The sequence below is a fragment of the Paenibacillus sp. FSL H8-0259 genome (assembly GCF_037963255.1).
Lineage (GTDB): Bacteria > Bacillota > Bacilli > Paenibacillales > Paenibacillaceae > Paenibacillus_AQ > Paenibacillus_AQ phytohabitans.
The window spans coordinates 4853774-4879789 of the sequence record NZ_CP150147.1 but is presented as its reverse complement, the minus strand read 5'-3'; the positions used below and the strand labels follow the sequence as shown (position 1 = coordinate 4879789).

At 49.4% G+C, this 26016-nt stretch carries 29 protein-coding genes; all 29 read left to right on the top strand.

Features of this window, described 5'->3' with window-relative positions:
• Positions 1 to 15 precede the first annotated feature (15 nt).
• The 29 genes from trmFO to NSU01_RS20810 all read left to right on the top strand — a co-directional run bounded on the left by trmFO (position 16) and on the right by NSU01_RS20810 (position 26010).
• Positions 16 to 1395, top strand: coding sequence for an FADH(2)-oxidizing methylenetetrahydrofolate--tRNA-(uracil(54)-C(5))-methyltransferase TrmFO (gene trmFO / locus NSU01_RS20950; protein ID WP_076246945.1), 1380 nt, complete (start codon positions 16 to 18; stop codon positions 1393 to 1395).
• 145 nt (positions 1396 to 1540) lie between these two features.
• Positions 1541 to 2083 (top strand): ATP-dependent protease subunit HslV, encoded by a 543-nt coding sequence (gene hslV / locus NSU01_RS20945; protein WP_039295147.1) that lies wholly within the window; start codon positions 1541 to 1543, stop codon positions 2081 to 2083.
• A gap of 33 nt (positions 2084 to 2116) precedes the next feature.
• The gene (gene hslU / locus NSU01_RS20940; RefSeq protein ID WP_076246943.1) at positions 2117 to 3517 is read left to right on the top strand and encodes an ATP-dependent protease ATPase subunit HslU; all 1401 of its coding nucleotides are present in this window, start codon (positions 2117 to 2119) and stop codon (positions 3515 to 3517) included.
• Positions 3518 to 3892: 375 nt separating this feature from the next.
• Entirely contained in the window at positions 3893 to 4300 is a 408-nt protein-coding gene (gene flgB, locus NSU01_RS20935) for a flagellar basal body rod protein FlgB (protein ID WP_042138163.1), read from the top strand.
• Between the two features lie 6 nt (positions 4301 to 4306).
• The gene (gene flgC, locus NSU01_RS20930) at positions 4307 to 4753 is read left to right on the top strand and encodes a flagellar basal body rod protein FlgC (protein WP_042138162.1); all 447 of its coding nucleotides are present in this window, start codon (positions 4307 to 4309) and stop codon (positions 4751 to 4753) included.
• 24 nt (positions 4754 to 4777) lie between these two features.
• Entirely contained in the window at positions 4778 to 5086 is a 309-nt protein-coding gene (gene fliE, locus NSU01_RS20925; RefSeq protein ID WP_039295158.1) for a flagellar hook-basal body complex protein FliE, read from the top strand.
• A 34-nt stretch (positions 5087 to 5120) separates the two neighbouring features.
• On the top strand, positions 5121 to 6710 hold the full coding sequence (gene fliF / locus NSU01_RS20920) for a flagellar basal-body MS-ring/collar protein FliF (RefSeq protein ID WP_042138161.1): 1590 nt from the start codon (positions 5121 to 5123) through the stop codon (positions 6708 to 6710).
• 4 nt (positions 6711 to 6714) lie between these two features.
• Complete coding sequence (fliG, locus tag NSU01_RS20915) at positions 6715 to 7731, top strand: flagellar motor switch protein FliG (protein ID WP_042138160.1); 1017 nt, start codon at positions 6715 to 6717, stop codon at positions 7729 to 7731.
• Positions 7724 to 8572 carry a FliH/SctL family protein gene (locus NSU01_RS20910; RefSeq protein WP_076246941.1) on the top strand — a complete coding sequence of 283 codons (849 nt, stop codon included), beginning with the start codon at positions 7724 to 7726 and terminating at the stop codon, positions 8570 to 8572. Before fliG ends, NSU01_RS20910 begins: the two co-directional genes overlap by 8 nt.
• Complete coding sequence (fliI, locus tag NSU01_RS20905; RefSeq protein WP_231575159.1) at positions 8553 to 9878, top strand: flagellar protein export ATPase FliI; 1326 nt, start codon at positions 8553 to 8555, stop codon at positions 9876 to 9878. Before NSU01_RS20910 ends, fliI begins: the two co-directional genes overlap by 20 nt.
• Positions 9879 to 9884: 6 nt before the next feature.
• A complete protein-coding gene (gene fliJ / locus NSU01_RS20900; protein ID WP_042138156.1) occupies positions 9885 to 10328 on the top strand; it encodes a flagellar export protein FliJ in 444 nt (147 codons plus the stop codon).
• Between the two features lie 18 nt (positions 10329 to 10346).
• Positions 10347 to 11303: a kinesin gene (locus NSU01_RS20895; RefSeq protein WP_231575158.1), complete on the top strand. Its 957-nt coding sequence runs from the start codon at positions 10347 to 10349 to the stop codon at positions 11301 to 11303.
• 22 nt (positions 11304 to 11325) lie between these two features.
• On the top strand, positions 11326 to 12786 hold the full coding sequence (locus NSU01_RS20890) for a flagellar hook-length control protein FliK (protein WP_052421920.1): 1461 nt from the start codon (positions 11326 to 11328) through the stop codon (positions 12784 to 12786).
• 26 nt (positions 12787 to 12812) lie between these two features.
• On the top strand, positions 12813 to 13298 hold the full coding sequence (gene flgD, locus NSU01_RS20885) for a flagellar hook assembly protein FlgD (RefSeq protein ID WP_076246938.1): 486 nt from the start codon (positions 12813 to 12815) through the stop codon (positions 13296 to 13298).
• On the top strand, positions 13295 to 13678 hold the full coding sequence (locus NSU01_RS20880; protein ID WP_039295171.1) for a TIGR02530 family flagellar biosynthesis protein: 384 nt from the start codon (positions 13295 to 13297) through the stop codon (positions 13676 to 13678). Before flgD ends, NSU01_RS20880 begins: the two co-directional genes overlap by 4 nt.
• A 124-nt stretch (positions 13679 to 13802) precedes the next feature.
• The gene (gene flgG / locus NSU01_RS20875; protein ID WP_076246937.1) at positions 13803 to 14621 is read left to right on the top strand and encodes a flagellar basal body rod protein FlgG; all 819 of its coding nucleotides are present in this window, start codon (positions 13803 to 13805) and stop codon (positions 14619 to 14621) included.
• A gap of 122 nt (positions 14622 to 14743) precedes the next feature.
• On the top strand, positions 14744 to 14968 hold the full coding sequence (locus NSU01_RS20870; RefSeq protein ID WP_039295177.1) for a flagellar FlbD family protein: 225 nt from the start codon (positions 14744 to 14746) through the stop codon (positions 14966 to 14968).
• Positions 14965 to 15432 carry a flagellar basal body-associated FliL family protein gene (locus tag NSU01_RS20865; RefSeq protein WP_039295180.1) on the top strand — a complete coding sequence of 156 codons (468 nt, stop codon included), beginning with the start codon at positions 14965 to 14967 and terminating at the stop codon, positions 15430 to 15432. Before NSU01_RS20870 ends, NSU01_RS20865 begins: the two co-directional genes overlap by 4 nt.
• Before the next feature lie 40 nt (positions 15433 to 15472).
• The gene (gene fliM / locus NSU01_RS20860; protein WP_042138150.1) at positions 15473 to 16471 is read left to right on the top strand and encodes a flagellar motor switch protein FliM; all 999 of its coding nucleotides are present in this window, start codon (positions 15473 to 15475) and stop codon (positions 16469 to 16471) included.
• Positions 16461 to 17771, top strand: coding sequence for a flagellar motor switch phosphatase FliY (fliY, locus tag NSU01_RS20855; protein WP_076246935.1), 1311 nt, complete (start codon positions 16461 to 16463; stop codon positions 17769 to 17771). The genes fliM and fliY overlap by 11 nt, the downstream gene beginning before the upstream one ends.
• A 26-nt stretch (positions 17772 to 17797) precedes the next feature.
• Complete coding sequence (locus NSU01_RS20850; RefSeq protein WP_019910416.1) at positions 17798 to 18163, top strand: response regulator; 366 nt, start codon at positions 17798 to 17800, stop codon at positions 18161 to 18163.
• Positions 18164 to 18172: 9 nt separating this feature from the next.
• The gene (locus NSU01_RS20845) at positions 18173 to 18703 is read left to right on the top strand and encodes a flagellar biosynthetic protein FliO (RefSeq protein ID WP_039295189.1); all 531 of its coding nucleotides are present in this window, start codon (positions 18173 to 18175) and stop codon (positions 18701 to 18703) included.
• Positions 18700 to 19464 (top strand): flagellar type III secretion system pore protein FliP, encoded by a 765-nt coding sequence (gene fliP, locus NSU01_RS20840; RefSeq protein ID WP_039295192.1) that lies wholly within the window; start codon positions 18700 to 18702, stop codon positions 19462 to 19464. The genes NSU01_RS20845 and fliP overlap by 4 nt, the downstream gene beginning before the upstream one ends.
• Positions 19465 to 19486: 22 nt before the next feature.
• Entirely contained in the window at positions 19487 to 19756 is a 270-nt protein-coding gene (gene fliQ, locus NSU01_RS20835; RefSeq protein WP_036692523.1) for a flagellar biosynthesis protein FliQ, read from the top strand.
• 4 nt (positions 19757 to 19760) lie between these two features.
• Complete coding sequence (gene fliR, locus NSU01_RS20830) at positions 19761 to 20552, top strand: flagellar biosynthetic protein FliR (RefSeq protein ID WP_039295194.1); 792 nt, start codon at positions 19761 to 19763, stop codon at positions 20550 to 20552.
• 22 nt (positions 20553 to 20574) lie between these two features.
• The gene (flhB, locus tag NSU01_RS20825) at positions 20575 to 21669 is read left to right on the top strand and encodes a flagellar biosynthesis protein FlhB (protein WP_039295197.1); all 1095 of its coding nucleotides are present in this window, start codon (positions 20575 to 20577) and stop codon (positions 21667 to 21669) included.
• A gap of 20 nt (positions 21670 to 21689) precedes the next feature.
• On the top strand, positions 21690 to 23723 hold the full coding sequence (flhA, locus tag NSU01_RS20820) for a flagellar biosynthesis protein FlhA (protein ID WP_039295198.1): 2034 nt from the start codon (positions 21690 to 21692) through the stop codon (positions 23721 to 23723).
• On the top strand, positions 23720 to 25132 hold the full coding sequence (flhF, locus tag NSU01_RS20815) for a flagellar biosynthesis protein FlhF (RefSeq protein WP_076246933.1): 1413 nt from the start codon (positions 23720 to 23722) through the stop codon (positions 25130 to 25132). The genes flhA and flhF overlap by 4 nt, the downstream gene beginning before the upstream one ends.
• Positions 25129 to 26010 carry a MinD/ParA family protein gene (locus tag NSU01_RS20810; RefSeq protein ID WP_042138144.1) on the top strand — a complete coding sequence of 294 codons (882 nt, stop codon included), beginning with the start codon at positions 25129 to 25131 and terminating at the stop codon, positions 26008 to 26010. Before flhF ends, NSU01_RS20810 begins: the two co-directional genes overlap by 4 nt.
• Positions 26011 to 26016: the final 6 nt, after the last annotated feature.

Below are 26016 nucleotides of genomic sequence, written 5' to 3'. Positions count from 1 at the left end.
CAGGAGGAAAGGAAATTGACTGATATAGCTAAAGTAACTGTGATTGGAGCCGGACTTGCCGGCAGTGAAGCCGCCTGGCAGATTGCCTCGCGCGGGGTTCCGGTCAGATTATATGAGATGCGTCCGGTTGTGAAGACACCGGCGCATCATACGGACCAGTTCGCCGAACTGGTCTGCAGTAACTCTCTGCGGGCCAACGGCCTTGGCAATGCGGTAGGTGTGCTCAAGGAGGAAATGCGCCGTTTGGACTCGCTGGTACTAGGGGCAGCCGACCGGCATGCGGTTCCGGCCGGAGGCGCACTTGCCGTAGACCGCGATGGATTCTCCGGTGAGATTACATCAATGCTGCATAATCACCCTCTGGTAGAAGTCATAAATGAAGAACTTGCGCATATACCGGAGGAAGGGATTGTTGTCATTGCGACAGGCCCGCTGACCTCTCCGGCACTCTCCGCTGAGATTAAAGGGCTGCTTGGCGAGGAGTATTTCTACTTCTATGATGCGGCTGCCCCGATTGTCGAGAAGGACACCATTGATATGAGCAAGGTGTATTTGGCCTCCCGATACGACAAAGGTGAAGCTGCATACCTGAACTGTCCGATGACGGAAGAGGAATTCGATGTTTTTTATGATGCACTGATCTCGGCTGAGACTGCCGCACTCAAAGATTTTGAGAAAGAGATTTACTTCGAAGGCTGTATGCCGATCGAGATTATGATGAAGCGCGGCAAGCAGACAGCGCTCTTCGGGCCGATGAAGCCCGTAGGTCTGATGAATCCTCATACAGGGAAGCTTCCTTACGCGGTTGTGCAACTTCGTCAGGATAATGCAGCGGGAACGCTTTATAACCTGGTTGGCTTCCAGACCCATTTGAAGTGGGGCGAACAAAAACGCGTGTTTTCACTTATCCCCGGGCTTGAGAACGCAGAGTATGTCCGTTATGGTGTCATGCACCGCAATACATTTATCAATTCTCCCAAGCTTCTGCATCCTACCTATCAAATGAAGGGACGGGAAAGACTGTTCTTTGCCGGCCAGATGACAGGGGTTGAAGGTTATGTGGAGTCTGCGGCTTCAGGTATGATCGCCGGTATGAATGCTGCCAGAGCGGCACTCGGTGAGGACGGTCTGGTCTTCCCGCAGGATACTGTGCTGGGCAGCATGCCGGCCTACATTACTTCCGCAGATCCCGAGCATTTCCAGCCGATGAACGCCAACTTTGGCTTGCTGCCAAAGCTTGAAACGAGATTCCGCAGTAAAAAAGAGAAAAACGAACGCCTGGCTTACCGTGCGCTGGACAGTCTTGCTGCCTATGCTGCAGACAAAGGCCTGGCCTATACTGAGCCGGAGGTCGTAGAACCTCAGCTTACCGAAGCGGAAAGTCCGGCACAATAAAACTTAAACGCAAGCTTCCGGGACGGTTTGTCCGAAGCTGGTCCGGAAGCTTTTGCCATAACACTAAGTGTATGCTTCCGGATCAGGTTTCTTCCAAGCTGTTTCGGGATGCTAACGCTCACAAAACTTTAGGAGGGTGCCCATTATGTTACCCAGCTTTCATGCGACTACGATTTGTGCGGTAAGACATGACGGCCATGCCGCGATTGCCGGCGATGGTCAGGTTACATTCGGAGAGAGTGTCATTATGAAGACGACGGCCAAGAAGGTCCGCCGCCTGTACAGAGGACAAGTAATTGCCGGTTTTGCGGGCTCCGTAGCGGATGCGATTACTTTGTTTGAGAAGTTTGAGGGTAAGCTGGAAGAGCATCACGGCAATCTGCAGCGGGCTGCAGTAGAACTGGCCAAGGACTGGCGCCAGGATCGTATCCTGCGCAAGCTGGAAGCGCTCATGATCGTGATGGACAAGGAAGGCATGCTGCTTATTTCCGGTAACGGCGAAATTATTGAACCCGATGATGACGTGTTGGCAATTGGCTCCGGCGGTAACTTTGCGCTGGCTTCCGGTCGCGCGCTCAAACGTCATGCATCGCACCTGGGCGCAGCGGATATTGCCAGAGAAGCTCTGCAGATCGCTTCCGAGATCTGTGTGTATACCAACTCCAATATTATTGTCGAACAATTATAGGCATGGTGCCATAGAAAGAGGGAGGAAGTCACAATGGTGAATCAATCGCTTACACCCCGCCAGATCGTAGCAGAGCTGGATAAATATATCGTAGGTCAGAAACAGGCTAAGAAATCGGTGGCCGTTGCTCTCCGCAACCGGTATCGGCGCAGCCTTTTATCCGAAGAGCTCCGGGATGAGGTTGTTCCTAAGAATATTCTCATGATTGGTCCTACAGGTGTCGGCAAAACGGAGATCGCACGGCGTCTGGCCAAGCTGGTCAATGCACCGTTCATCAAAGTGGAAGCCACTAAATTTACCGAAGTCGGCTACGTAGGCCGTGATGTGGAATCGATGGTCCGTGACCTGGTAGAGACCTCAATCCGTATGGTGAAGCTGGAACGCACCGAGAAGGTCAAGGACCGTGCTGAAGAACTGGCGAACGACCGCATTGTAGCAATACTGGTTCCTTCGATCTCGAAGGGCAAAACGCAGCGCAATCCGTTCGAGATGATTTTTGGCGGCAATAACGGCGGTGGGGAGGAAGCCAAAGAAGAGCCGGAGGACGGTAGTCTGAGCGAGCGGCGCAGAGGCATTAAGTTCAAGCTGCTGGCGGGTCAGCTTGAGGACGATATCATTGAAATCGATGTGGAAGACACCACTCCTTCGATGATGGATATGTTTGCCGGCCAAGGAAATGACCAGATGGGCATGAACATGCAGGAAATGTTCGGCAGCCTGCTGCCTAAGCGTACGAAGAAGCGCAAGCTGCCGATCCGTGAAGCCCGTAAGGTGCTGATTCAGGATGAGGCTGCCAAGCTGATTGATACGGATGATATGATTCAGGAGTCGGTAGCCCGCGCAGAGCAGTCCGGTATTATTTTTATCGATGAGATTGATAAGGTGGCCAGCCAGGGTAAAGGCTCCGGTCCGGATGTATCCCGTGAAGGGGTGCAGCGCGATATCCTGCCTATCGTTGAAGGTTCCACTGTGATGACCAAATACGGGCCTGTGAAGACGGATTACGTATTATTCATCGCTGCCGGAGCTTTTCATATTGCCAAGCCTTCGGACCTAATTCCTGAGCTTCAGGGACGTTTCCCGATCCGTGTGGAGCTGAGTAGTCTTACTCTTGAGGATTTTGTCTCTATTCTGACCGAACCGGAGAACGCGCTGACGAAGCAATATGTTCATCTGCTGCAGACCGAGAACATCGAAATTCAGTTCCAGAAGGAAGCGATTCAGGAAATTGCCAAAATCGCCGCTTCCGTGAATCAGAATATGGAGAATATCGGGGCCCGTCGCCTGCATACGATTCTGGAGAAGCTGCTGGAGGACCTATCCTTCGAAGCGCCGGAGCTGACACTGGAGACAATGGTCATTACTCCGGAGTATGTTCGCGAAAAACTGGCAGGAATCGCCCAGGATCGCGATTTAAGCCAATATATCCTTTAAAGCGACAGTGCGATATCCCGCTAAATTAGGTATTAAGAATTATAGCTATGCAAATTTAATTCGAAAAACGTGCATGAAGAGTTAAATAATAGTAATTAAAAGAATTATTTGGAATAAAAAAGGTAGAAAATTGTAAAAACATGCTTTAAGCCCTCTCTTTTCAGAAAAGATAGGGCTTATTTCTTATTGTAATAATATACAAATTCTAAGAGAATCAATGTATGTGAGATTGACATAAGAATCATCCATCGACAGCGTTCGACCTGCACTCGACAAATTAATGAAAATTTTAGCTTTTTTTGTCGAAAGTAAGCAGGAATTCGGGGGAAGTTGTGGAATTCTTTTCATTATGATAGGTTTGGAAGGGGGATTACCATGGGTTTGCTGAACAGTGTCAGTTTTCAAAGATTACAGGGAGGCCTAGATGCCGCCACCAAACGACAAAGTGTTCTGGCTAATAACGTTGCAAATGTTGATACGCCGAATTTCAAACGCTCTGATGTCAGTTTTGAAAGTTTCCTGAGACAACAGGAGAGCGGTGTGAAACCTACGCTGAGTGCGAAAGTATCAGACTCCCGGCATTTCCAATTTGGAACAGTAACCGGCGTGCCAACTGCTGTTGTCAGCACAGATGAGACTACTTCTATGAACAACAACGGCAATAATGTGGATATGGACCGCGAACAGGCACTGAGCGCCGAGAACCAGCTGAGGTATAACTCTTACGTTGAACAGTTGAACAGTCAGATTACTATGATGCGTACAGTTGTGCAGGGAGGGTAATAAATAATGAACTTTGGTAGCAGCTTTGGAATAAGCGCCTCGGCATTGACTGCCCAGCGCCTGCGGATGGATGTGATCTCCTCCAATATCGCAAATGCCGAGACAACCAGGGCTTCCGTGGTTGACGGCAAAGCCGTACCTTACCGCCGTAAGCTTGTAGTGCTGGAAACTGCCCAGGCTGATAGCTTCTCTAACATACTAGATTCAAAAATGAGCGGCGGCAGCGAAGGTGTTAAAGTGAAGTCGATTATTGAGGATACTTCACCGCTGAAGCCCGTATACAATCCAAGTCATCCGGATGCTGATGTTGACGGATATGTGTACATGCCGAATGTGGATCTTACGAAGGAAATGGTGGACATGCTGTCTGCCTCACGTTCTTATGAAGCGAATGTAACGATGCTTAATGCGTCCAAAGCGATGGTGGGTAAGGCGCTCGAAATCGGCCGTTAATTGAATTGATTAGGAGGAGAATAATTGATACAGAACTTATTGATTGGAACTCAGGCTGTACAGCCGCTGGCTATGAAACCCGTAGCATCAGAGGCTTCAGCCGTCTCCGAAACGGGACAAAGCTTTGGTTCATACCTGGAGAATGCCCTTAATCAGGTGGCGGACCAGGAGCAGCAGGCTAAAGACATGAGTAACAAATTTGTTTTGGGAGAAGTCAACATTGATGAAGCTATGATTTCGTCCCAACAGGCATTGCTGAGTTTGCAGTTGACTACACAAGTCCGGAACAAAGTAATTGAAGCCTATCAGGAAATTATGAGAACTCAAATCTAAATGATCCTAGCTACGTTTCGGATGGGGTGACACTGTGAATGAAAGATTGGCCCAGTACCGGGAGAAGATCACCCTGTATTGGAACAGATTCAGCGGTAAACAGAAAATATTGTTTTTCTCCACTCTGTTTATCATCATAATAATAATCGTAGTTTTGACCATGCAATTATCAAAGACAGAATATGAAGTTGCTTTTCAGGATCTGGACAGTACCGATTCCGCGGGAGTTATGACTTATTTGGATACTTCGGGGATTCCTTACCGTTTAAGTCCGGATGGAAAGAGTATATCAGTACCCAGTACTGACGCCGCGCGCATCAAGATAGCCATTGGCTCGCAGGGGATCGTACAGGAAGGTTCGATCGGGTACAAAGTATTTGATGAATCTTCTTCGATGATTGGGACTACAGACAGTGAATTCAACGTGAAGTATAATAATGCCCTTAACGGCGAAGTTGAGCAGCTGATGAGAAGAATGCAGGGGATTAAAGATGTCAAGGTTCTGATTACCCTGCCGAAGGAAACTGTGTTTGCCTCTCAGGAGGATCAGGAGAAAGCGTTGGCTTCCGTGGTGCTTAGCTTCAATCCCGGATTTAGGCCTACACAGGATAATATCGACGGGTACTTCAATCTCGTAAAGACCGCTGTGCCGAATTTGCCGGTTGACAACATTACGATTACTAATAATGAAGTCGAATTGATGCCGACATCCAAAGGCGGACAAGCTGGCGTGTCCAGCCAGGTTGAAGAGAACTTCGCTTTGCAGAAGAAATTCGAAGATGATGTCAAGAAAGATGTCAAGCAATTCCTGAGTACGCTCACGGGTCCCGATAAAGTGGATGTTCTGGTGTTCTCCAAGCTCAATTTCGATAAGGAAAACCGTCAGGAAGAAATCGTACTGCCGGTAGATGCGGAGAATATGAAAGGGATTGAGATCAGTTCGCAAATTATCAGCAATACTTATTCGGGTCAAGGGAATACATCCGGTGGGGTTGCTGGTACAGGGTCGGAAGATGTCTCTGGATATCCTTCGGGGACTGACTCGGGTACTTCTTCTTCTGAGGAATCGTCGGAGACCAGGAACTATGAAGTGAATCGAATCACCAAAGATATTATTGCAAGCCCATATACTGTTAAAGATTTAACCATTAATGTAGCAGTTGAACCACCTAATGGGCAAACAACTTTGGATGATACAACTTCAGCGGCGATCCAGAATATTCTGGTCAATATTGTCCGTGCTTCGTTGGCAGATTCAGGTATTACTTATACAGACGCCGATTTAACCAAAAAAGTTTCGGTGTTCTCGCAACAATTTGGCAGTACGGCGGCGGATGCAGCATCCGGCGGACTGGCTAACTGGATGATCTGGGCAATTGGCGGAGCCGCATTGCTGGTCGGTGCGGGCGGCGGTTACCTCATCTACCGCAGCCGCAAGAATAAGCAGGAGGAAGAAGCGGAAGATGATATTCCGCTGCAGGTTCCTACCGAGTTTCCTTCTATTAATATGGAGAGCGTGACGAATGAAAGTCAGGTCCGCAAGCAGCTGGAAAGTCTGGCGAAGAAAAAGCCGGATGAATTCGTAAACCTGCTGCGTACATGGCTTGCTGAAGAACAGAGGTGAAGGAATGGCAAAAGCTAGCCAGCAGGGACTTAGCGGCCGTCAAAAGGCGGCGATCCTGCTTATCACACTAGGGCCTGAAGTATCGGCACAAATTTTTAAACATTTAAGAGATGAGGAAATCGAGCAGCTGACTCTGGAAATTGCGAATGTCCGCAAGGTGGACAGCGTGGAGAAAGAGTCGATCATGTCAGAATTCCATCAAATCTGTCTTGCTCAAGAATATATCTCTCAAGGCGGTATTAACTATGCCAAGGAGATACTCGAGAAAGCACTGGGTTCAGCCAAAGCGCTTGAAGTTATTAACCGACTGACGGCGACGCTGCAGGTAAGACCGTTCGATTTTGCGCGCAAAGCAGACCCGAACCAGATTCTCAACTTTATCCAGAACGAAAATGTCCAGACTATTGCACTGGTACTCTCTTATTTGCAGTTTGAACAAGCTGCCTCTATCCTGTCTTCCCTGCCTCAGGAGAAGCAGGCCGAGGTTGCCCGGAGAATAGCCATTATGGACAGCACTTCTCCTGAGGTGGTCACCCAGATTGAACGGGTTCTGGAACAGAAGCTGTCGGCTACAGTTACCCAGGATTACACAAATGCGGGCGGTATTGAATCGATTGTACAGATTCTGAACGGTGTTGACCGTGGTACGGAACGTACCATTCTCGACTCGCTGGAAATACAGGATCCGGAGTTGGCGGAAGAAATCAAGAAGCGGATGTTCGTCTTCGAGGATATCGTCAATGTGGACAACCGTTCAATCCAGCGCATCATCAAAGATATCGACAATGCGGATTTGCAGCTCGCGCTCAAGGTGGCCAGCGAGGAAGTGCGGGATGTTATTTTCCGCAATATGTCCAAGCGTATGGCCGAAACCTTCCGCGAAGAAATGGAATACATGGGTCCTGTGCGGCTGCGTGATGTGGAAGAAGCACAGACCCGCATCGTAGGCACGATCCGCAGACTCGAAGAGTCTGGTGAAATTATCATCGCCCGTGGCGGAGGAGATGACATTATTGTCTAAGCTGATCAAACATTCTCAATATGTTCCGGTAGATGTGCTGAAGCGGCTGGAGCAGGCCAGACATCATGCAGGACTTACCGAAGATCCTGTTGCCGAGGAGGCTCCTGGCGAAGTCCACTATCAGGATCCCGCCAGGGAAGCGGCAGAGCAGGCACGCAAGCAAATGCTGAAAGATGCCCAGGAGTTTGCTGAAGGGCAGGTCCGCAGTGCATCTCAGGAAGCTGAGAATATTATGGAATCAGCACGGAATGAAGCTGAAGAATGGTGGCGGCAGCGCAGGGAGCAGGACGAGCATCTTGTGGAAGCCGTCAAGTCCGAAGGGTTTCAGCAAGGCTACCAGGAAGGTCTCGCCCATGCGGAGCAGGAGATGTCCCAGCGGCTTGCCGAGATGATGGAGGAAGCAAGAACTGTACTTCAGGAAGCGTACCGGGCAAGAGATGTGATTGTTCAGGAAGCTGAACCTTTTCTGGTAGAGCTGAGCTGCGATATTGCCGAGAAAATAGTGGACAAGCAGCTGACCGTGGAACCGCAATTTGCAATGGAGCTGATCCGCAAGAATCTGGCCCGCAAGCGCGAGCAGGGGTTGATTTCCTTATGTGTCTCTCCGGCACAGTTCGCGTTTGTCAACGCAGCGCGAGAAGAGCTTTCACTCGCCGTGGACTCACAGGCTGAGCTGCAGATTCTTCCGGATTCAACGGTTAAGGATCAGGGCTGTGTCATCCGCTCCTCCTTTGGCAGCATCGACGCACGTGTGGATACCCAGTTGGCTGAGATCAAAAAAGAACTGCTGCGAATCGCCCTGGACGTAGGTGAACACAGAAATGGGGAAGACGATGCTTGACAGCGGAAGGTACAAAGAACAGCTGCGTAATTTTGACCCGGTCCGGATTAACGGCAAGGTTACCCAGGTCATCGGACTGATGGTGGAGTCGGAAGGCCCGGATGCCAGCATCGGTGATGTGTGCTTTATTTATCCCGCCAAAGGAACTAAGCCGCTTCAGGCAGAGGTCGTCGGATTTCGTGACAACAAGGTGCTGCTGATGCCGCTTGGAGAACTGCAGGCCATCGGGCCTGGCTGTGATGTTGTCGGCACAGGCAAGCCGCTGAGTGTACAGGTTGGCTCGGAGCTGCTGGGCAAGGTGCTTGACGGTTTGGGCCAGCCGCTTGACGGCTCACTCATTCCTGCCCGAATGCCGCACAGCTCGACCTTCAACATTCCTTCCAACCCGCTTAACCGTCCGCGAGTAGCTGAACCTATCAGCATCGGGGTCAGAGCGATTGACGGACTTCTCACCATCGGTAAAGGACAGCGGGTCGGCATTTTTGCAGGCTCTGGTGTCGGCAAAAGTACACTGATGGGAATGATCGCCCGTAACACTTCGGCAGATGTGAATGTTATTGCCCTTATCGGTGAGCGGGGCAGAGAAGTGCTTGATTTCATTGAGCGCGACCTGGGGCCGGAAGGGCTGCAGCGTTCGGTGGTTATCGTGGCTACTTCGGATCAGCCGGCGCTGATCCGGATCAAAGGTGCCTTGATTGCCACTACAATCGCCGAATATTTCCGAGACCGCGGACTGAATGTCATGCTGATGATGGACTCGGTTACCCGTTATGCCATGGCTCAGCGCGAGGTTGGGCTGGCGGTAGGTGAACCTCCTGCAATGAGAGGGTACACCCCGTCGGTGTTTGCCAGTCTTCCTAAACTGCTGGAGCGGGCCGGAACTGGCCCTACTGGGTCAATCACCGCATTTTATACAGTGCTGGTTGACGGTGACGATATGAACGAGCCGATCGCCGATGCTGTGCGCGGTATCCTGGATGGACATATTGTCCTGAACCGGAATATCGCGAATAAAGGACATTTCCCGGCAATCGATGTTCTCTCCAGTATCAGCCGTGTGATGAAGGATATAGCACCGGAAGAGCAGATTGCTGCAGCCGAGAATGTAAAGCGTCTTATGGCGGTCTATAAGGATTCCGAGGATCTCATCAATATCGGAGCTTACCAAAGAGGCTCGAACGCCCAAATTGATGAATCGATGCATTACATCGACAGCATCTGGGATTTCACCAAGCAAAAAGTGAATGAGAAGGTAACCCTTAGCGATGTGCAGCAGTCTTTAATTTCACAGTTCTCGAGGAGTTGATTGATCATGAGATTCCATTATACTTTTCAAAAAGTGGTGGACTTGAAGGGTAACGAAAAAACACAGGCAGAGTGGATGCTCTCAAGCGCGCTCGGAGAACTGCAGGCACAGGAAAAAAGCCTTGATGAATTAATTATACAGCGCAATGCGGTAATGTCGTCTTTACAGAGTGCAGTTGAGCAAAAGACACCTATGGCTAAGCTTCGCGAAATGCAGGATTATGTGGATTATCTGGATAAGTGCATTGCCCGCAAGCATTCCGATATCAGCCGGGCGCATATAGAGGTTCAGAGCAAGCAGGATCATCTCAGTACCAAGGTTCTGGATGAGAAGGTATGGCTCAAGGCCAAAGACAAAGCACAAACAGCATTTCTGCAGAATATGAGTTTACGGGAACAAAACGAACTGGATGAGATGGCTACCGTCCGCTTCGCGATGAAATCCCTCTAACCCGGGAGGTTTCCGCTAGTGGCAAATAATCAAATGGAACTTGAAGATGAAGGGTCGGCAGGTAAATTCGAGCGTTTTTTATTCTTGATGATTCCGATCATCTTCACGCTTGTACTGCTTGGAGTACTGTTGACCCTATTTAATATGGACATCCGGAATAATGTCCTTGAGATTGCGAACAAGATTCCTGTGGTGGAGAAATGGGTGCCAGAACCTGCCCCGGATCCGGATTCAGATACCGCCGGAGAAACCGCAGATGATCCGCAAGCTGAAAGTAAAGAGCAGGCTGCGAGTTCGGAGAGCACAATTAAAGAGCTGAAGTCTCAGCTTAACGCGCAGGCAGCGCAGCTGAAACAGGCAGAAGAAGACAAGGCGTCCGAGGCTAACAAAGCTGAGGCGCTTCAGAAGCAGATTGACGGGATGAAGGAAGAAGCGGCGGCAGTTGCAGCAACGGAGGAAGAGGAAGATCCATATCTCAAGCAGGTTACGGATCTGGCCAAGCTGTATGCGGGAATGAAGGCCTCCAAAGCTGCACCGATTATGGAGAACTTGACCACAGATGAAATGGTCCAAATCTTCAGTGTGATGAGCAATGCCAGCAAAACGGCCATCCTGGAAAAAATGGACCCGAAAAAAGCTGCGGATGTATCTATAAAGCTAAAAGAAACAACGAATTCAACCGATATGGCTATTGCAGCCCTTCAATCGAGACTGAAACAGGATGAAGCCGGTACAACCAAGGCTGCAGCCTCGGCCAATCTTGATCAGGAGAAGCTCAGCCAGACTTTTACCTCAATGCCTGCTGCTGACGCGGCTACACTGCTGGGTTCAATGTACAGCATTAGCCCGGATAAGGTCATCACCATACTGAATACAGTCAGTGATACTGTCCGCTCCTCTATCCTGGGGGAGATGACCAAGAATGACAGCGCACAGACAGCCAAAATTGTAAACCGGCTGATGGGCGGTAAATAACACTTGAAGGGAGGTGAAAAAGATGAGTTTAATCGTACAATCATTAAGTGCAGGTAACCTGGCTGCTGCCGGTGGAACGTCAACGGGTACCAGTGGAACTGCCAGTACGGCTACACCTTTTGCCCAGACGCTTGTACAAAGCATGGGAGGCACTACTGCTAAAGGGACGGAAGCACCTGTATTAGGCAATCTGGCTTCCTTGCTGCAGGGTCTTCTGAACGCGGTACAGACCAAGGGTGAAGAGTCCGCCAGTACGGACGCCAAGAAATCAGAACTTCTGGAAGGTCTAACTCAGGACATGGAGAATCTGGATGCAAGTCTGGAGGCTGATCCCGCACTGCTTGCTGCTCTTCAAGGGTGGATTCTTCAAGTGTCGGCGCTCTTATCCGGTAATACTCCGGCTGAACAGACAGATGCATCAGACACTGGAGTAGTAGCATCAACAGGTCTGTCGCCTCTTGCCCAGAACCCGGAAACCCTGCGCTTTGCAGTCCAGGATGAGCTGAACAGCCTGGTCCAACTGGTTCAGGATGCAGCTGTAAGCGGAAGTGAAGAAACAGCAGCCAAAGGTGCTGCACTGTTGAATCAATTCTCGGCTATTCTGGCTGAAAGCGTGCCTGCCGATAACAAACCCAAGCTTAAGACAGTAAGTACAACAGAGGTTTCGTCATCATCGCTTAAGCAGGCATCCGGAACAGAAACCAAACAGAATGTTGATGATAGTAGAAGAGTAGTTTCAAACATCCGTACATTTTTAGATGCCGCAGTTAAGACGGAATCTGCTCCAGTACCAGCAGCAGTAAACGGTACAACCGTAACTGCAGAAGAGAGCCCTCAGGTTCCTGCCACTGGTATAGCTCCAGTGAAGGAGACGGCAACTGCCGAGGAAGCTTTGCCTGCCGTCAAAACATCAGCTGGCGAACCTGAAATCGTTACAGCAGGCCAGTTGTCAATCAGTAACGGAATTTCCGCACCACTGAAAGCACCATCCTCTCCAGTGCCGGTTCAGCAATTCGCTCAGGAAATGAACACTTTTATCAGCGGTAAATTGGAGATCGTCAAAAAGGGCGGAGTTGCTGAGGCTACAATCACCTTATTCCCGGAGAATCTTGGACAAGTCGATGTGAAAATATCGATGCAAAATGGTAATCTGGTTGCCCAATTCCTGACCCAGCATAGCGGGACGAAGGATATTCTTGAGCAGCAGATGAACCAGCTTCGTTTAGCTTTACAGTCCCAAGGCCTTCAGGTAGAAAGGCTTGAGGTAACCCAGAACAACCCATCGGCTCAGTCACAATGGACCGGACAGCAGGGTCAACAGACGGGAGCTGGCGGACAACAGCAGGGCAGACGCTCTAGAGAGCGCCAGGAAGAATCAGCAGATGCGGTGCTTGCCGCAGAGCTTAATGGGGAATGGAAAGATTGGGTCTCGGCAACGCAGCAAGATAATAATCAGAACGGCAGTTTTTCGGCCAAAGTATAATAACTGGACAAGCGAGGTGAAATGAAATGGCAACAACGAATCCCGTTTCCGGCAGTAACTCATGGAATTACGTTTCGGATAATTCAACTACCAAGACAACAGGCAGCTCGACACTGGGCAAGGATCAATTTCTTAAAATATTGATTACCCAGCTGCAGAATCAGGACCCGATGCAGCCGATGGAGGATAAGGAATTTATCGCCCAGATGGCCCAGTTCTCATCTGTTGAACAGCTAATGAACATTTCCACCCAGCTTACGGCACTGAATCAGTCACTAGGTTCTGTATCCGGTCTGATCGGCAAAGATGTCACTTGGATGGATGCCCAAACCAAATTACCGAAATCAGGCAATGTAGCATCCATTGTTGTGAGCAGCGGTGTACAGTACGCGGTTGTAGGCAGTGAGCGGATCGCCTTATCAGATATCACACAAATTCAGAATCCCTCTGCTGAACCGGCAGCGGGCAGTGATACTTCAACGGGCGGCGGGGAGAGCGGGGCGACCACATGAGCGACAGACTGACAATAGGCCAGCTGTATCCGGCGAGTGTACACCCTTCAACGCTGCAACGTCAGCAGTCAGCCAAGAGCTCTGTAAGCTCTGAAGCTTCATTTGAGAGCGTGCTGCAGAAGAATATGCTGAAGTTCAGCAATCATGCGGCAAAGCGGCTTGAACAGCGGGGGATTGAGCTTGGCAGCCGCCAATTGGACCAAATCTCGTCTGCGGTAGACAAGGCAGCAGCCAAGGGCAGCAAAGAATCGCTGATCCTGATGAAAGATATGGCGTTAATCGTAAGTGTTGCGAACCGTACCGTAGTTACAGCTATGGATGGGAAGTCTATGAAAGATAATGTATTTACTCAGATTGACAGTGCAGTAATTATTTCATGAACCGGCTGGTCCTAACTGGAGAGCCGGAATGTCCGCCGACCGACTGACGCGGGCATCACTCCAATTTCCATCATTCTAATTTTAAGAGTCTGCAAAGACTCTAAATCCGGGAGGACGACAAATAATGTTAAGATCTATGTATTCAGGAGTATCAGGTATGCGCGGGTTCCAGACTAAGCTGGACGTTATCGGTAACAATATTGCCAACGTCAACACCATCGGCTTCAAATCAGGCCGCGTAATGTTCAAGGACATCATGAGCCAGACGGTATCCGGTGTTACGGCACCTGTTGAAGGCGGACAAGGCGGGGTTAATGCCAAACAGATCGGGCTAGGGGTAAGCATTGGTTCTGTGGACACGATGCATTTGGCGGGCAGTGCCATGACTACTAATAACCCTACGGATCTGCGGATTGACGGAGACGGATTCTTCCTGGTAAAACTCACGGATGATCAGGAGACGCCTTTCCTTACGCGCGCAGGAGATTTTCATGTGGATTCTAACCGTAATCTCATTACTTCCGATGGCCTTCATGTCGTGAGTGTTGATGGGGAATCCATTCAATTGCCTGAAGAGGCTACCGCATTCTCTATTTCCAGTGACGGTACCATTGTTCAGACGATGGCTGACGGGACGACTGAACAAGGGGTTCAAATCGCCGTTGCCAAAGTTAGCAACCCGCAAGGTCTTGAGAAAATCGGCGGCAATCTGTACCGGATGACGTTGAATGCCAACGCAGAGGGAGCGCTGGAACCGACTACTGCCAACAATGCTGAAGTAGGAACAGGCTCAATTGTTGCCGGCCAGCTGGAAATGTCTAACGTCGATCTGACGAACGAGTTCACGGAGATGATCGTGTCACAACGTGGTTTCCAGGCGAACTCACGTATTATTACAACTTCAGATGAAGTACTCCAGGAAGTTGTTAACCTCAAGCGTTAAGTTTTTGAGAATATGAGGGTTAGTCATAAACTTGCTGTATAATAGTAACTTTCCGCCTGAGGCGGTATTGTTATTATAGTCGTGGGGGGGACTCCTCCCCCTATTTTGTTAGGAGGCCTGTTATGATTTCGGTAACAAGATTGAATGGGGCGGCGATGTGGTTAAATGCCCTGCTGGTTGAAATGGTTGAAGAATCCCCGGATACGTATATCACGCTCGTAACCGGCAAAAGGCTGATTGTGCTTGAAAAGGCTGATGAAGTCATTGAGAAGATCAAGGAATACAACAGGGACATAGGCACACATGCTGCCACCATTAAAGTCCAATCGATGGAGGAGCTTTCATGAAGAAGATGATGCCATGGCTCATTACGATTTTACTGGCGATTACGCTCATTGTAGTAGCCGCATTTTTACTAATGGACAGGTTTTTCCCCAGTGATGCGAATGATGTAAATCAGGCTGTCCAGAACGTGGAAGCCAAGAGACTAAGCGCGGATGAAATCGTCGCCTTGACGGCGGAGATCACTGATATCAAAACTAATCTTGCCGATCCCGATTATATCCTTTCAGTTGACATCGCGTTTCAGCTAGATTCAGCGAAGTCCAAGGAAGAATTCGAAAAGATAAAAGCTATTAAAATTGCACCGCTTATTATCAAAGCGATTGCCGATGCCCGGCCTGAGGATTTAAACGGGGCCAGCGGCAAAGATCAATTCAGCAGCAAACTGGTGAACATAATCAATAAGAATTTGACTGAAGGCACGATTACCCAGATCGAATTCACCAAATTCATCTTGGCACCAATGTAACTGCTGGCGGGATAATTCTTTGATGGGGGGGTGATTGAAATTGGTTGATGTACTATCACAAAATGAAATTGATGCTCTGCTCGCTGCACTCTCATCCGGTGAAATGGATGCCGATGAACTAAAAAAAGAAGAAACCCAGAAAAAAATCCGCTCTTACGATTTCAAACGGGCCGTACGCTTCTCCAAAGATCATATCCGCAGTCTTACCCGGATCCATGATAACTTTGCCCGCTACCTTACAACGTACTTTTCGGCCCAATTGCGCACTTTTGTACAAATCAGTGTCGTTCAAGTAGAGCAGCTCCCTTATGATGAGTTTATCCGCTCTATACCCAAAATGACGATACTGAATATTTTTGAAGCCGAACCTTTAGAGGGCCGAATGGTTATGGAGGTGCATCCGAATATTGCCTTTGCCATGCTGGACAGACTGCTTGGCGGATTTGGTACAGCACCTTCGAAGATTAACGCCCTGACTGAAATCGAAACGACAATTATGGAGAGAATTTTCAGCAGATGTTTCGAAAGTCTGCAGGAAGCCTGGAAGACAGTTCTGGACATCCATCCACGGATGGAAGCACTGGAAACGAATCCGCAGTTTATGCAAATTGTATCGCCAAATGAAACGATTGCCCTTATCTCCCTCAGCACCAAAATTGGAGATACCACCGGGATGATCAACCTCTGTATCCCTCACGTTGTTCTTGAGCCGATTATGTCGAGGCTGTCTGTTCACCAGTGGTTTGTATCCGAGAAGAAGGTGCGGGATGAGATAGAGCTTGAAGCCATCCGGGCAAGAGTTCACCGGGCTCAGCTTCCGATAGTAGCAGAGCTGGGTGAATCGAGGTTATCTATTGCTGAATTTCTCGGGCTCAGTGTCGGCGACGTGATTTCTCTTAACAAGACTGTGGATTCCGGACTGTCAATCAAGGTAGGGGACAAGCTGAAATTCATCGGAAGTCCTGGGATAATCAAAGAACGTGTGGCTGTGCAAATAGACGAGATTGTCAGCGAAGGGGTTGAAGAGTTTGACGAGTAAAGATTATTTGTCCCAAGAAGAGATAGATGCTCTTCTTAGACAGTCTGCGGAAGGTAACCTGGCTCCCTCGCCGAAGACAGTGGATGATTATTTAACACCTTTTGAACAGGATGCGCTGGGAGAGATCGGTAATATCACATTCGGCAGTGCAGCGACTGCGCTGTCCACTCTGCTCGGCAAAAAGGTTGATATCACGACTCCTAAGGTATCGATTATTACCCGCAGTGAGTTCGAGGAAGCATTCCCTAAACCTCATGTCGCAGTTCATGTACAGTATGTGGACGGTTTCCAGGGGATCAATTCACTGGTCATCAAGATCAGGGATGCACAGGTCATTGCCGATTTAATGCTTGGCGGTGAAGGAGAACCCAAAGACGAGGAATTGAATGAAATTCATATCAGCGCCGTGCAGGAAGCCATGAATCAGATGATGGGCTCATCCGCTACTTCCATGTCGACTATATTTAACAGATTCGTCAATATTTCTCCTCCGGGCATCGATATTCTAAATATGTCCAGTGGAGAAGGGGTTGGAAGCCTGCCGGATGATGAAACATTAATCCAGATTTCGTTCCGGCTGAAGATCGGCGATTTGATCGATTCCACGATTATGCAGCTGCTGCCTGTGCCTTTCGCCAAAGACATGGTGACCATGCTATTGGGCGATGTCAGCCAGGCTGACCAGGAAGCGGCCGTTACGTCGACCGCAACACCTCCCAAACCCGCCGCCGTACCAGAACCTGCTCCGGCAGCACCTCCGGTACAGCAGCAGATGCCGGCACCTGACCCTGGAGGGATCCCTCCTCAATATCCGCCGCAGGGGATGCCGCCATATCCGGGAATGCCTGAAGGTGGCTATTATTATCCTCCGGCCGGTATGCCAGCCTATGGAATGCCGGGTATGCCGCCTTACGGAATGCCGCCTCAAGGAATGCCATATCCGCAGGCGCCGCCGCAGAATTCTGCACCTAATCGCAATGTGAATGTGCAGCCGGTACAATTTGCCAACCTCAGTGCAGGGGCTTTTGGCAATATTGACGAAAATAATTTAAATTTATTGATGGACATACCACTGAGAGTGACCGTAGAATTAGGAAGGACCCAGAAGCAGATCAAAGATATTCTGGAAATGTCGCAAGGTTCGATAATCGAACTGGACAAACTGGCGGGCGAGCCTGTTGACATTCTGGTTAACAACAAGCTCATTGCCAAAGGGGAAGTCGTAGTTATAGACGAAAACTTCGGTGTCCGCGTTACGGATATCGTCAGCCAGTGGGACCGTATACAAAAATTACAATAAGCATACTTAGGGAGGATTTTGTAAAAATGGCTAACCGAATTCTAATCGTGGACGATGCAGCATTTATGAGAATGATGATCCGGGACATTTTGTCGAAGAACGGATTTGAGGTAGTGGGTGAAGCCCAGGACGGTTCACAGGCTATAGAGAAATTTAAGGAACTGCGTCCGGATCTGATCACGATGGATATCACCATGCCTGAAATGGACGGAATCGCCGCCCTAAAAGAAATCAAAAAAGTAGATGCCAATGCCAAAGTCATCATGTGTTCAGCCATGGGTCAGCAGGCTATGGTCATTGATGCAATTCAAGCCGGAGCGAAGGACTTTATCGTTAAGCCTTTCCAGGCTGACCGTGTAATTGAAGCTATCAACAAAACGTTGGGTGTGTAGGAATCAGGTATGTTAGCCAATTCCGGAACGCTCGGAGACGGTAGTAATGCCCTGCTGAATTTGCTCAAAGTTGTATTTGTTCTTGCAGTAATTGTCATTCTTATCGTGCTGCTGATCCGTTTTCTGGGACGCCGCAATCAGACAATGATGAGCGGCCGTTCCATCCGTACACTTGGTGCGATGGGGCTCGGTCCGAATAAGTCGATTCAGATCATCGAACTCGGCGGCAGCCTCTATCTGATCGGAGTGGGTGAGAATATATCCATGATGGATAAAATCACCGATCCGGCAGAAGTTGCTTTAATCATTTCCGCATTCGAAGATCAAACGTCAGGAACTGACAATTTTATTACACCGCTTATCGCCAAAATCAAATCCAAGCTGCGCGGTGAAGTCCCGTCCCAGGAAATTGAACTTAATGAGACTTCGTCTTTCTATGAGACGCTGCAGTCCAAGCTTGCGCTTGCGCCTGAGCGTAAAGAGAAGCTCGAAGAGCTGCTGCGGGATGAAGACCTTAAGAATGAGTCGAGGGATTTATGAAAAAAAAGCTGATTCTTTCGTTACTGCTTCTAGGTATATTCAGTATTGTTCTTCTGCATCCGGTTCACGCGGATCCTATTCCCAACATTAGTATTCAGGTCGGTGATAACGATACTGCAAGCGGTGGCACGAGTTCAATTTCCATACTGCTGCTGGTAACGGTTCTGAGCATAGCTCCTTCATTTCTGGTGTTAATGACGAGCTTTACCCGGATAGTGATCGTACTGGGGTTCGTAAGAACTTCGCTCGGTACGCAGCAAATGCCCCCAAACCAGGTGCTTGTGGGACTGGCTTTGTTCCTGACCCTGTTCATTATGTCACCGACACTGGCAACAGTGAATGAAACGGCCTTACAGCCGTATATGAAAGGCACGCTGACCCAGAGCGAGGCGCTCAATAAAGCGCAGGAACCGCTGAAGGAATTTATGTTCAAGCAGACCAATACCAAGGACCTGCTGCTGTTCATGAACTATACCGGCAACAATGCAACGGTCAAACCGGCCAGCTACAATGATATCCCTTTGACAGTTATGGTACCGGCGTTTGCGATTGGTGAGATGAAAAAAGCATTTATGATGGGCTTTATGATTTTTATACCCTTTCTCATTATTGATATCGTAGTATCCAGCACGCTAATGGCCATGGGGATGATGATGCTGCCGCCGGTCATGATATCCTTGCCTTTCAAAATTATGCTCTTTGTGCTAGTGGACGGCTGGTACCTAGTAGTCAAATCACTGCTGCTAAGTTTTAACACCTGACCCTTAAGAGGAGGCGTAAGGGATGAATGCGGAGTTTATTATCGGTCTAGCCGGCCAAGCCGTATATTTGGTGCTGGAAACCAGCGCACCCATGCTGATTCTTGGTCTGGTGGTAGGACTGATCGTCAGTATATTTCAAGCCACAACCCAGATTCAGGAGCAAACCCTGGCGTTTGTTCCCAAAATCGTTGCCGTACTGCTCGCATTACTGCTATTCGGTCCGTGGATTATAACGAAGCTGGTGGATTTCACCAGTCAAATTTTGGGCAGCCTCTATATGTATATCGGTTGAGATTATGAATATAGAGACCCTGCTGCAAAGTTTTCCTGTCTTTCTGCTGATTTTTTGTCGAATTACAGCCTTTTTTGTTGTCGTCCCTGTCTTTTCTTCGCAAAGTGTGCCGACAACATTCAAAATTGGTTTGTCTTTTTTTGTTTCCATGGTTATCTTCAGTTCAGGCGGGATGAACGTCACCGTTCCGCAGGATCTCAATTTTATTCTGCTGATCGTCAGAGAAGCTTTAATCGGACTGCTGCTTGGATTTGTCGCGTATCTGATGTTTATGACGATTCAGACGGCGGGTTCTTTTATCGATATTCAGATCGGGTTTGGTATCGCCAATGTAATTGACCCGATGACTGGTGCATCTGCTCCTATCATCGGTAACTTCAAGTATATGATTGCGCTGCTGCTGTTTCTGGCGATGAACGGACATCACTATTTGCTGGATGCCATTGTTTACAGTTATAAATGGGTGCCGATCGACAATGACCTGTTCCTCAAAATGATCGACGGAAGCTTGTCGGAATTCCTGATACGCACCTTCGCACAATCCTTCATGCTGGCCTTTCAAATGTCGGCGCCGCTGGTTACCGCATTATTCTTAACGGATGTGGGTCTGGCCTTTCTGGCGAGAACCGCTCCGCAATATAATGTGTTCGTCATCGGGGTTCCGCTCAAAATCATTGTAGGTCTGGCGCTGCTTCTTATACTGATGCCGGGGCTGGCTGTGCTGTTCCAGAATCTCTTCGACATTATGTTTGAGTCCATGCATAACTTACTTGGCCTCGTGGGGAAGAGTCCTTAGGTAACGGTAAGGAGAGAGTGTCATGGCTAAGCCAAAACGATATAAATTAAATCTTCAGCTGTTCGGGGGAGATAAGACTGAGAAGGCCACCCCGAAGAAACGGCAGGACGCCCGCAAGAAAGGGCAGGTTGCCAAGAGCGCGGAGATGTCTGGCGCAGTGGTGCTGTTCTCGGCATTGTTGTCGCTGAGCATTTTCGGCGGTTTCATGAAAGAACGCTTTGTCAAGCTGTTCACAGATGTGTTTCAGAACCGGATGATGATGGAAGTAACAGCGGAGAATATCTCCAAGCTGTTCAACCAGTACGGGCTGCAGATTCTGATTCTGCTGGCTCCCCTGCTGGGCATCACCTTCCTTCTGGCGCTTGTGGCCAACTTCGCGCAGGTGGGTTTTATGGCTAGCGGTGCAGGGATTACACCTAAGTTCGAGAAGATCAATCCGATCAAAGGCTTCAAGAATATTTTCTCCATGCGTTCGTTTGTTGAGTTCCTCAAGTCGATCTTCAAGCTGGTGCTGATAGCCTATCTGGTCTACAGCACGCTCTGGGGGGAGAAGGAGAGCTTCGCTTCCCTCGCACGTGTTAGTGCTGAAAGTGTGTTCGGCTTCGCTGCGAAGCTGACCATGAGCCTGGGCATCAAGATTGCGGCGGCTCTTTTTATCATGGCCGTTCTGGACTATATCTATCAGAAATACGAGCATGAGAAAAGTCTGAAAATGTCCAAGCAGGATATTAAGGACGAGTACAAAAAGATGGAGGGCGACCCCATCATTAAAGGTAAAATCAGGGAACGCCAGCGCAGAATGGCGATGCAGCGGATGATGCAGGAGGTCCCTAAGGCCGATGTTATCATCACAAACCCGACCCACTTTGCGGTTGCCCTGAAGTATGACGGTTCCAAAATGGAGGCTCCGCAGATTATAGCCAAGGGCCAGGATTATGTGGCGCTCCGTATCAGGGAGCTGGCCAAGGAGCATGGTGTTGTGACTATGGAGAATAAGCCGCTGGCACGGGCGCTATTCCAGAGAGCGGAAATCGGTGATGTGGTTCCGGCCGATTTGTTCCAGGCTGTTGCCGAAGTGCTGGCCTATGTATACAAGCTTAAAGGTAAGAGGAGATAAGCCGGGGGAGGTTAAGGACATTGAAAGCTAGAGATCTAACAGTTCTACTGGGCGTTATCGGCATTGTGCTTATGATGATTCTGCCCATCCCTGTCTGGCTTCTGGATGTACTGTTAATTGTCAATATCTCAATAGCCCTGACCATTATATTGGTCGCAATGAATACGAAGGATCCGCTGCAGTTCTCGATTTTCCCTTCATTACTCTTGATCACTACACTGTTCCGGTTAGCCTTGAATATCTCCACCACCAAACTGATTCTTGGTGATGGTCATGCAGGTGAGGTGGTAGCTACATTCGGAAGCTGGATTGCAGGGGGACAAATCGCTATAGGTTTCATCGTCTTCCTGATTCTGGTTGTTGTGCAGTTCATTGTTATCACCAAAGGCTCTGAGCGCGTTGCAGAGGTGGGGGCACGCTTTACACTGGATGCGATGCCTGGTAAACAGATGAGTATCGATGCGGATTTGAATGCAGGGATGATCAATGAGCAGCAGGCGCGTGAACGCCGGCGTAATGTTGAGCGCGAAGCGGATTTCTTCGGAGCCATGGATGGTGCGAGTAAATTCGTTAAAGGTGACGCCATTGCCAGTATTATCATCCTGCTGATCAATCTGATCGGCGGCTTTATTATCGGGATGACAATTCACGGAATGTCCTTCCAGGATGCACTTTCAACCTACTCCATACTAACGATCGGGGATGGCCTGGTCAGCCAGATTCCGGCACTGCTTATTTCCACCGCTTCCGGTCTGATCGTAACCCGGGCGGCTTCGGAAGGCAATCTGGCTGAGGATCTGACTGGACAATTGCTGTCTTATCCGAAGCTTCTATATATTGTAGCAGTGACCATTGCTTTTCTGGGTTTCTTCACCCCGATCACGGTGATGTCTACATTGCCTCTGGCGGGTCTGATGGCTTATGCGGCCTACAGCATGGGGCAGAAGGCCAGCAGGCAGCAGATTGCCGATGAACAGCTGGTAGAGGAGAAGCAGATTGAAGAAGTGCGCAGTCCCGAAAGTGTCATTAATCTGCTGACGGTTGACCCGATCGAGTTCGAATTTGGCTATGGCCTGATCCCTTTGGCGGATACGGGACAGGGCGGCGATCTGCTAGACCGTATCATCATGATTCGACGGCAATGTGCGCTTGAGATGGGTCTAGTCGTGCCGGTTATTCGTATTCGCGACAATATTCAACTAAAACCGAATGAATATGTCATCAAAATTAAAGGAAATAACGTTGGCGGCGGTGAATTATTACTTAATCACTATCTTGCCATGAGTCCCGGTTATGATGACGAGTCGATTAGCGGGATTGAGACTATCGAACCATCGTTTGGATTACCTGCATTATGGATTGATGAATCTGTTAAAGAACGTGCGGAATTATCCGGTTATACCGTAGTGGATCCGCCTTCTGTTGTAGCCACGCATTTGACAGAGCTAATCAAACGTCACGGTCATGAGCTGCTGGGACGCCAGGAGACCAAACAGCTGGTCGATAATCTCAGAGAGAACTATCCCGTTCTGGTGGACGAACTCATTCCTTCCATACTGGCGGTTGGTGATATTCAGAAAGTCCTTGGCAAGCTGCTCCGTGAGAAGATTTCCATCCGGGATCTGGTAACGATCTTCGAGACTCTGGCGGATTATGGCACATACACCAAGGATCCTGATATTCTGACGGAATATGTCCGGCAGTCCCTGTCCAGGCAGATTACACAGCAATTCTCACAATCGGGTGAAACATTGCGTGTAATTACGGTAGGTCCCACACTTGAAAAGAAGATTACCGAAAGTGTTCAGCAGACAGAGCAAGGCAGCTATTTGGCACTTGATCCTGTTTCCACTCAAACCGTCTATCAGCGGCTTACGGAGCAGATCAACCGTCTCCTGCAATCCGGACAGCAGCCGATCGTCTTAACATCTCCTACCATTAGAATGTACTTGCGGCAGGTGATTGAACGGACGATGCAGGATATCCCGGTATTGTCTTACAGCGAGCTCGAGCCAAATATTGAAATTCAAAGCGTTGGGGTGGTGAATTTATGAGAGTGAAGCGTTATGTGGTCGATACGATGCCTGACGCCATGCATTCCATCCGCAGCGAACTTGGAAGCGACGCCGTCATTTTAAGCACCAAAGAGGTTAAAGTCGGCGGATTTATGGGCATGTTCACCAAAAAGAAAATTGAAGTCGTGGCAGCCGTTGAGAATACGCAGAAGCCGGCCGTGCCGGAGAAAGCACCTGCTCAACCGATGAATATACCACGAAGCGCTGTTCCGCAAGCTTACCAAAAGGCGGCTTCAGCATCTGCTCCTCAGGCTGGGCCGGTGAAAGAAACAACATCAGCCCGATCATTTGCCGAGATTGCCGCTGCACTTTCTGATCATGGTGATCAGGGCGGCGGAGGGGTTGCTGTGCTCCCGGCACTGTCGAAGACATATGAGCCGGACATTACGGCAGTCGAACCCGCCAACGTGCCGCAGCCGGTTTCAACTCCGGAGGAGAGCCGTAGAGCTCTCTCGGCAATCTATGATTCACTTGCCGCTGAAGAGCCTGCCCCTGGCGGTGTTCCTGCACAAGAGAGCGATGTCCTTCGTGAAATCAGGGATATGAAGCACTGGATGGAACGTATCGCGCGTTATTCCTCCGGGGCAGCTGAATTGCCGGATGCGCTGGAAGTGCTCAAAGGCCGTCTGATTGATCAGGAAACAGATGCTGTACTTGTGGATGAATGGATTGGAAATGTTCTGGAGCGCTACCGGGGAGAAGGCAGCGGCTGGAGTGCTGATCGCTTTGGCGAGGCGCTGGAAGAGCAGATCGGTGAATTCCTGGCCGGACGCATCGGCAAAGGAATTGCTCCGGATACAAAGATCGTATACATTGCCGGACCTACAGGTGTAGGCAAGACAACGACCATTGCCAAACTGGCGGCGGAGCAGCTGTTTAAGCAGGGCCGAAAAGTGGGCCTGATTACCTCGGACACCTACCGGATTTCAGCAGTCGAGCAGCTTAGAACATACGCATCCATTCTGAATATGCCGCTGGAGGTTGTCCAGTCGCCCGGGGATCTGCAAAGAGCCATGTTCCGCCTGGAGGGCTGTGATCTGGTACTTATGGATACTGCAGGCCGGAACTACCGCAATGAAATGCTGGTGGCCGAACTGCAGAGTCTGCTTGCCAAGGAGCTCAAAAGCGAAACCTTCCTGGTGCTCAGCCTGACCTCCAAAAGCCGCGACATGAAAAAGATCGCTGAGCACTTTGGCAGATACCCGCTGGATAAGGTTATTTTCACGAAGCTGGATGAAACAGGCAGCTATGGCCCGCTCTTCAATGTTCTGAATGATTTTCCGCTAAAGCTCTCTTATATTACGAATGGCCAGAATGTTCCTGATGATCTTCTGATGGCTACCAGAGAGCAGATTACCGGAATGCTGCTGGGAACAGGGGGCGAGTGATGGATCAGGCGCAAGCTTTAAGACGGTTAGTATCCAGCCAGGATTCCAGGCAGCTCACCGGCAGCGGAGTCTCTGCCCGGATCATTACCGTATGCAGCGGAAAGGGGGGAGTCGGAAAGTCGAATTTCACCCTTAACTTTGCACTTGCACTGAAATCCCTGGGGCGGAGAGTTCTGTTGTTCGATGCCGATATCGGCATGGCTAACATTGACGTGCTAATGGGCGTGTCAGCGAAATACAATCTGTACCATCTGCTTAAGCGGGAAGCCGATATCGGACAGATCATTCAGTTGGGTCCGGATTCTTTACCTTTTATCGCAGGCGGTTCCGGTATGGATGAGCTGTTCTCACTCTCAGAAGCTGATCTGGACTACTTTACCGCTCAGATTGCGCAAATTGCCGACACGATGGACTTTATACTCTTTGACACAGGGGCTGGATTGTCGAAGGAAACGATGAAGTTTATCACTTCTGCAGATGACTGCCTGGTTGTCACGACGCCTGAGCCAACCGCCATTACGGATGCATACGCGCTGATGAAAGTTGTTCATAATTCGCATCCTGAGGTTTCATTCCGGCTGATTGTCAATCAGGCGGGGGATGAACGGGAAGCAAGAGTGACCAGTGATAAAATCCGCATGGCCGCCAGCCGGTTTCTGCAGCTCGAACTCCCGTTTTTGGGCTATATAAGCAGTGATCCCCATGTAGTTCAGGCAGTGAAGAAACAAATTCCATTCTCAGTGGCTTTTCCGAACAGTATAGCAGCTAAAGATGTGCACCGGCTTGCGCTGAGCTATCTGGCTGTTGATTCAGTAGAAACCGCTAAAGTACAGGGCATCAAGGGATTTATCAGCAAGTGGTTGAAACGAAACAAATAATTGTTC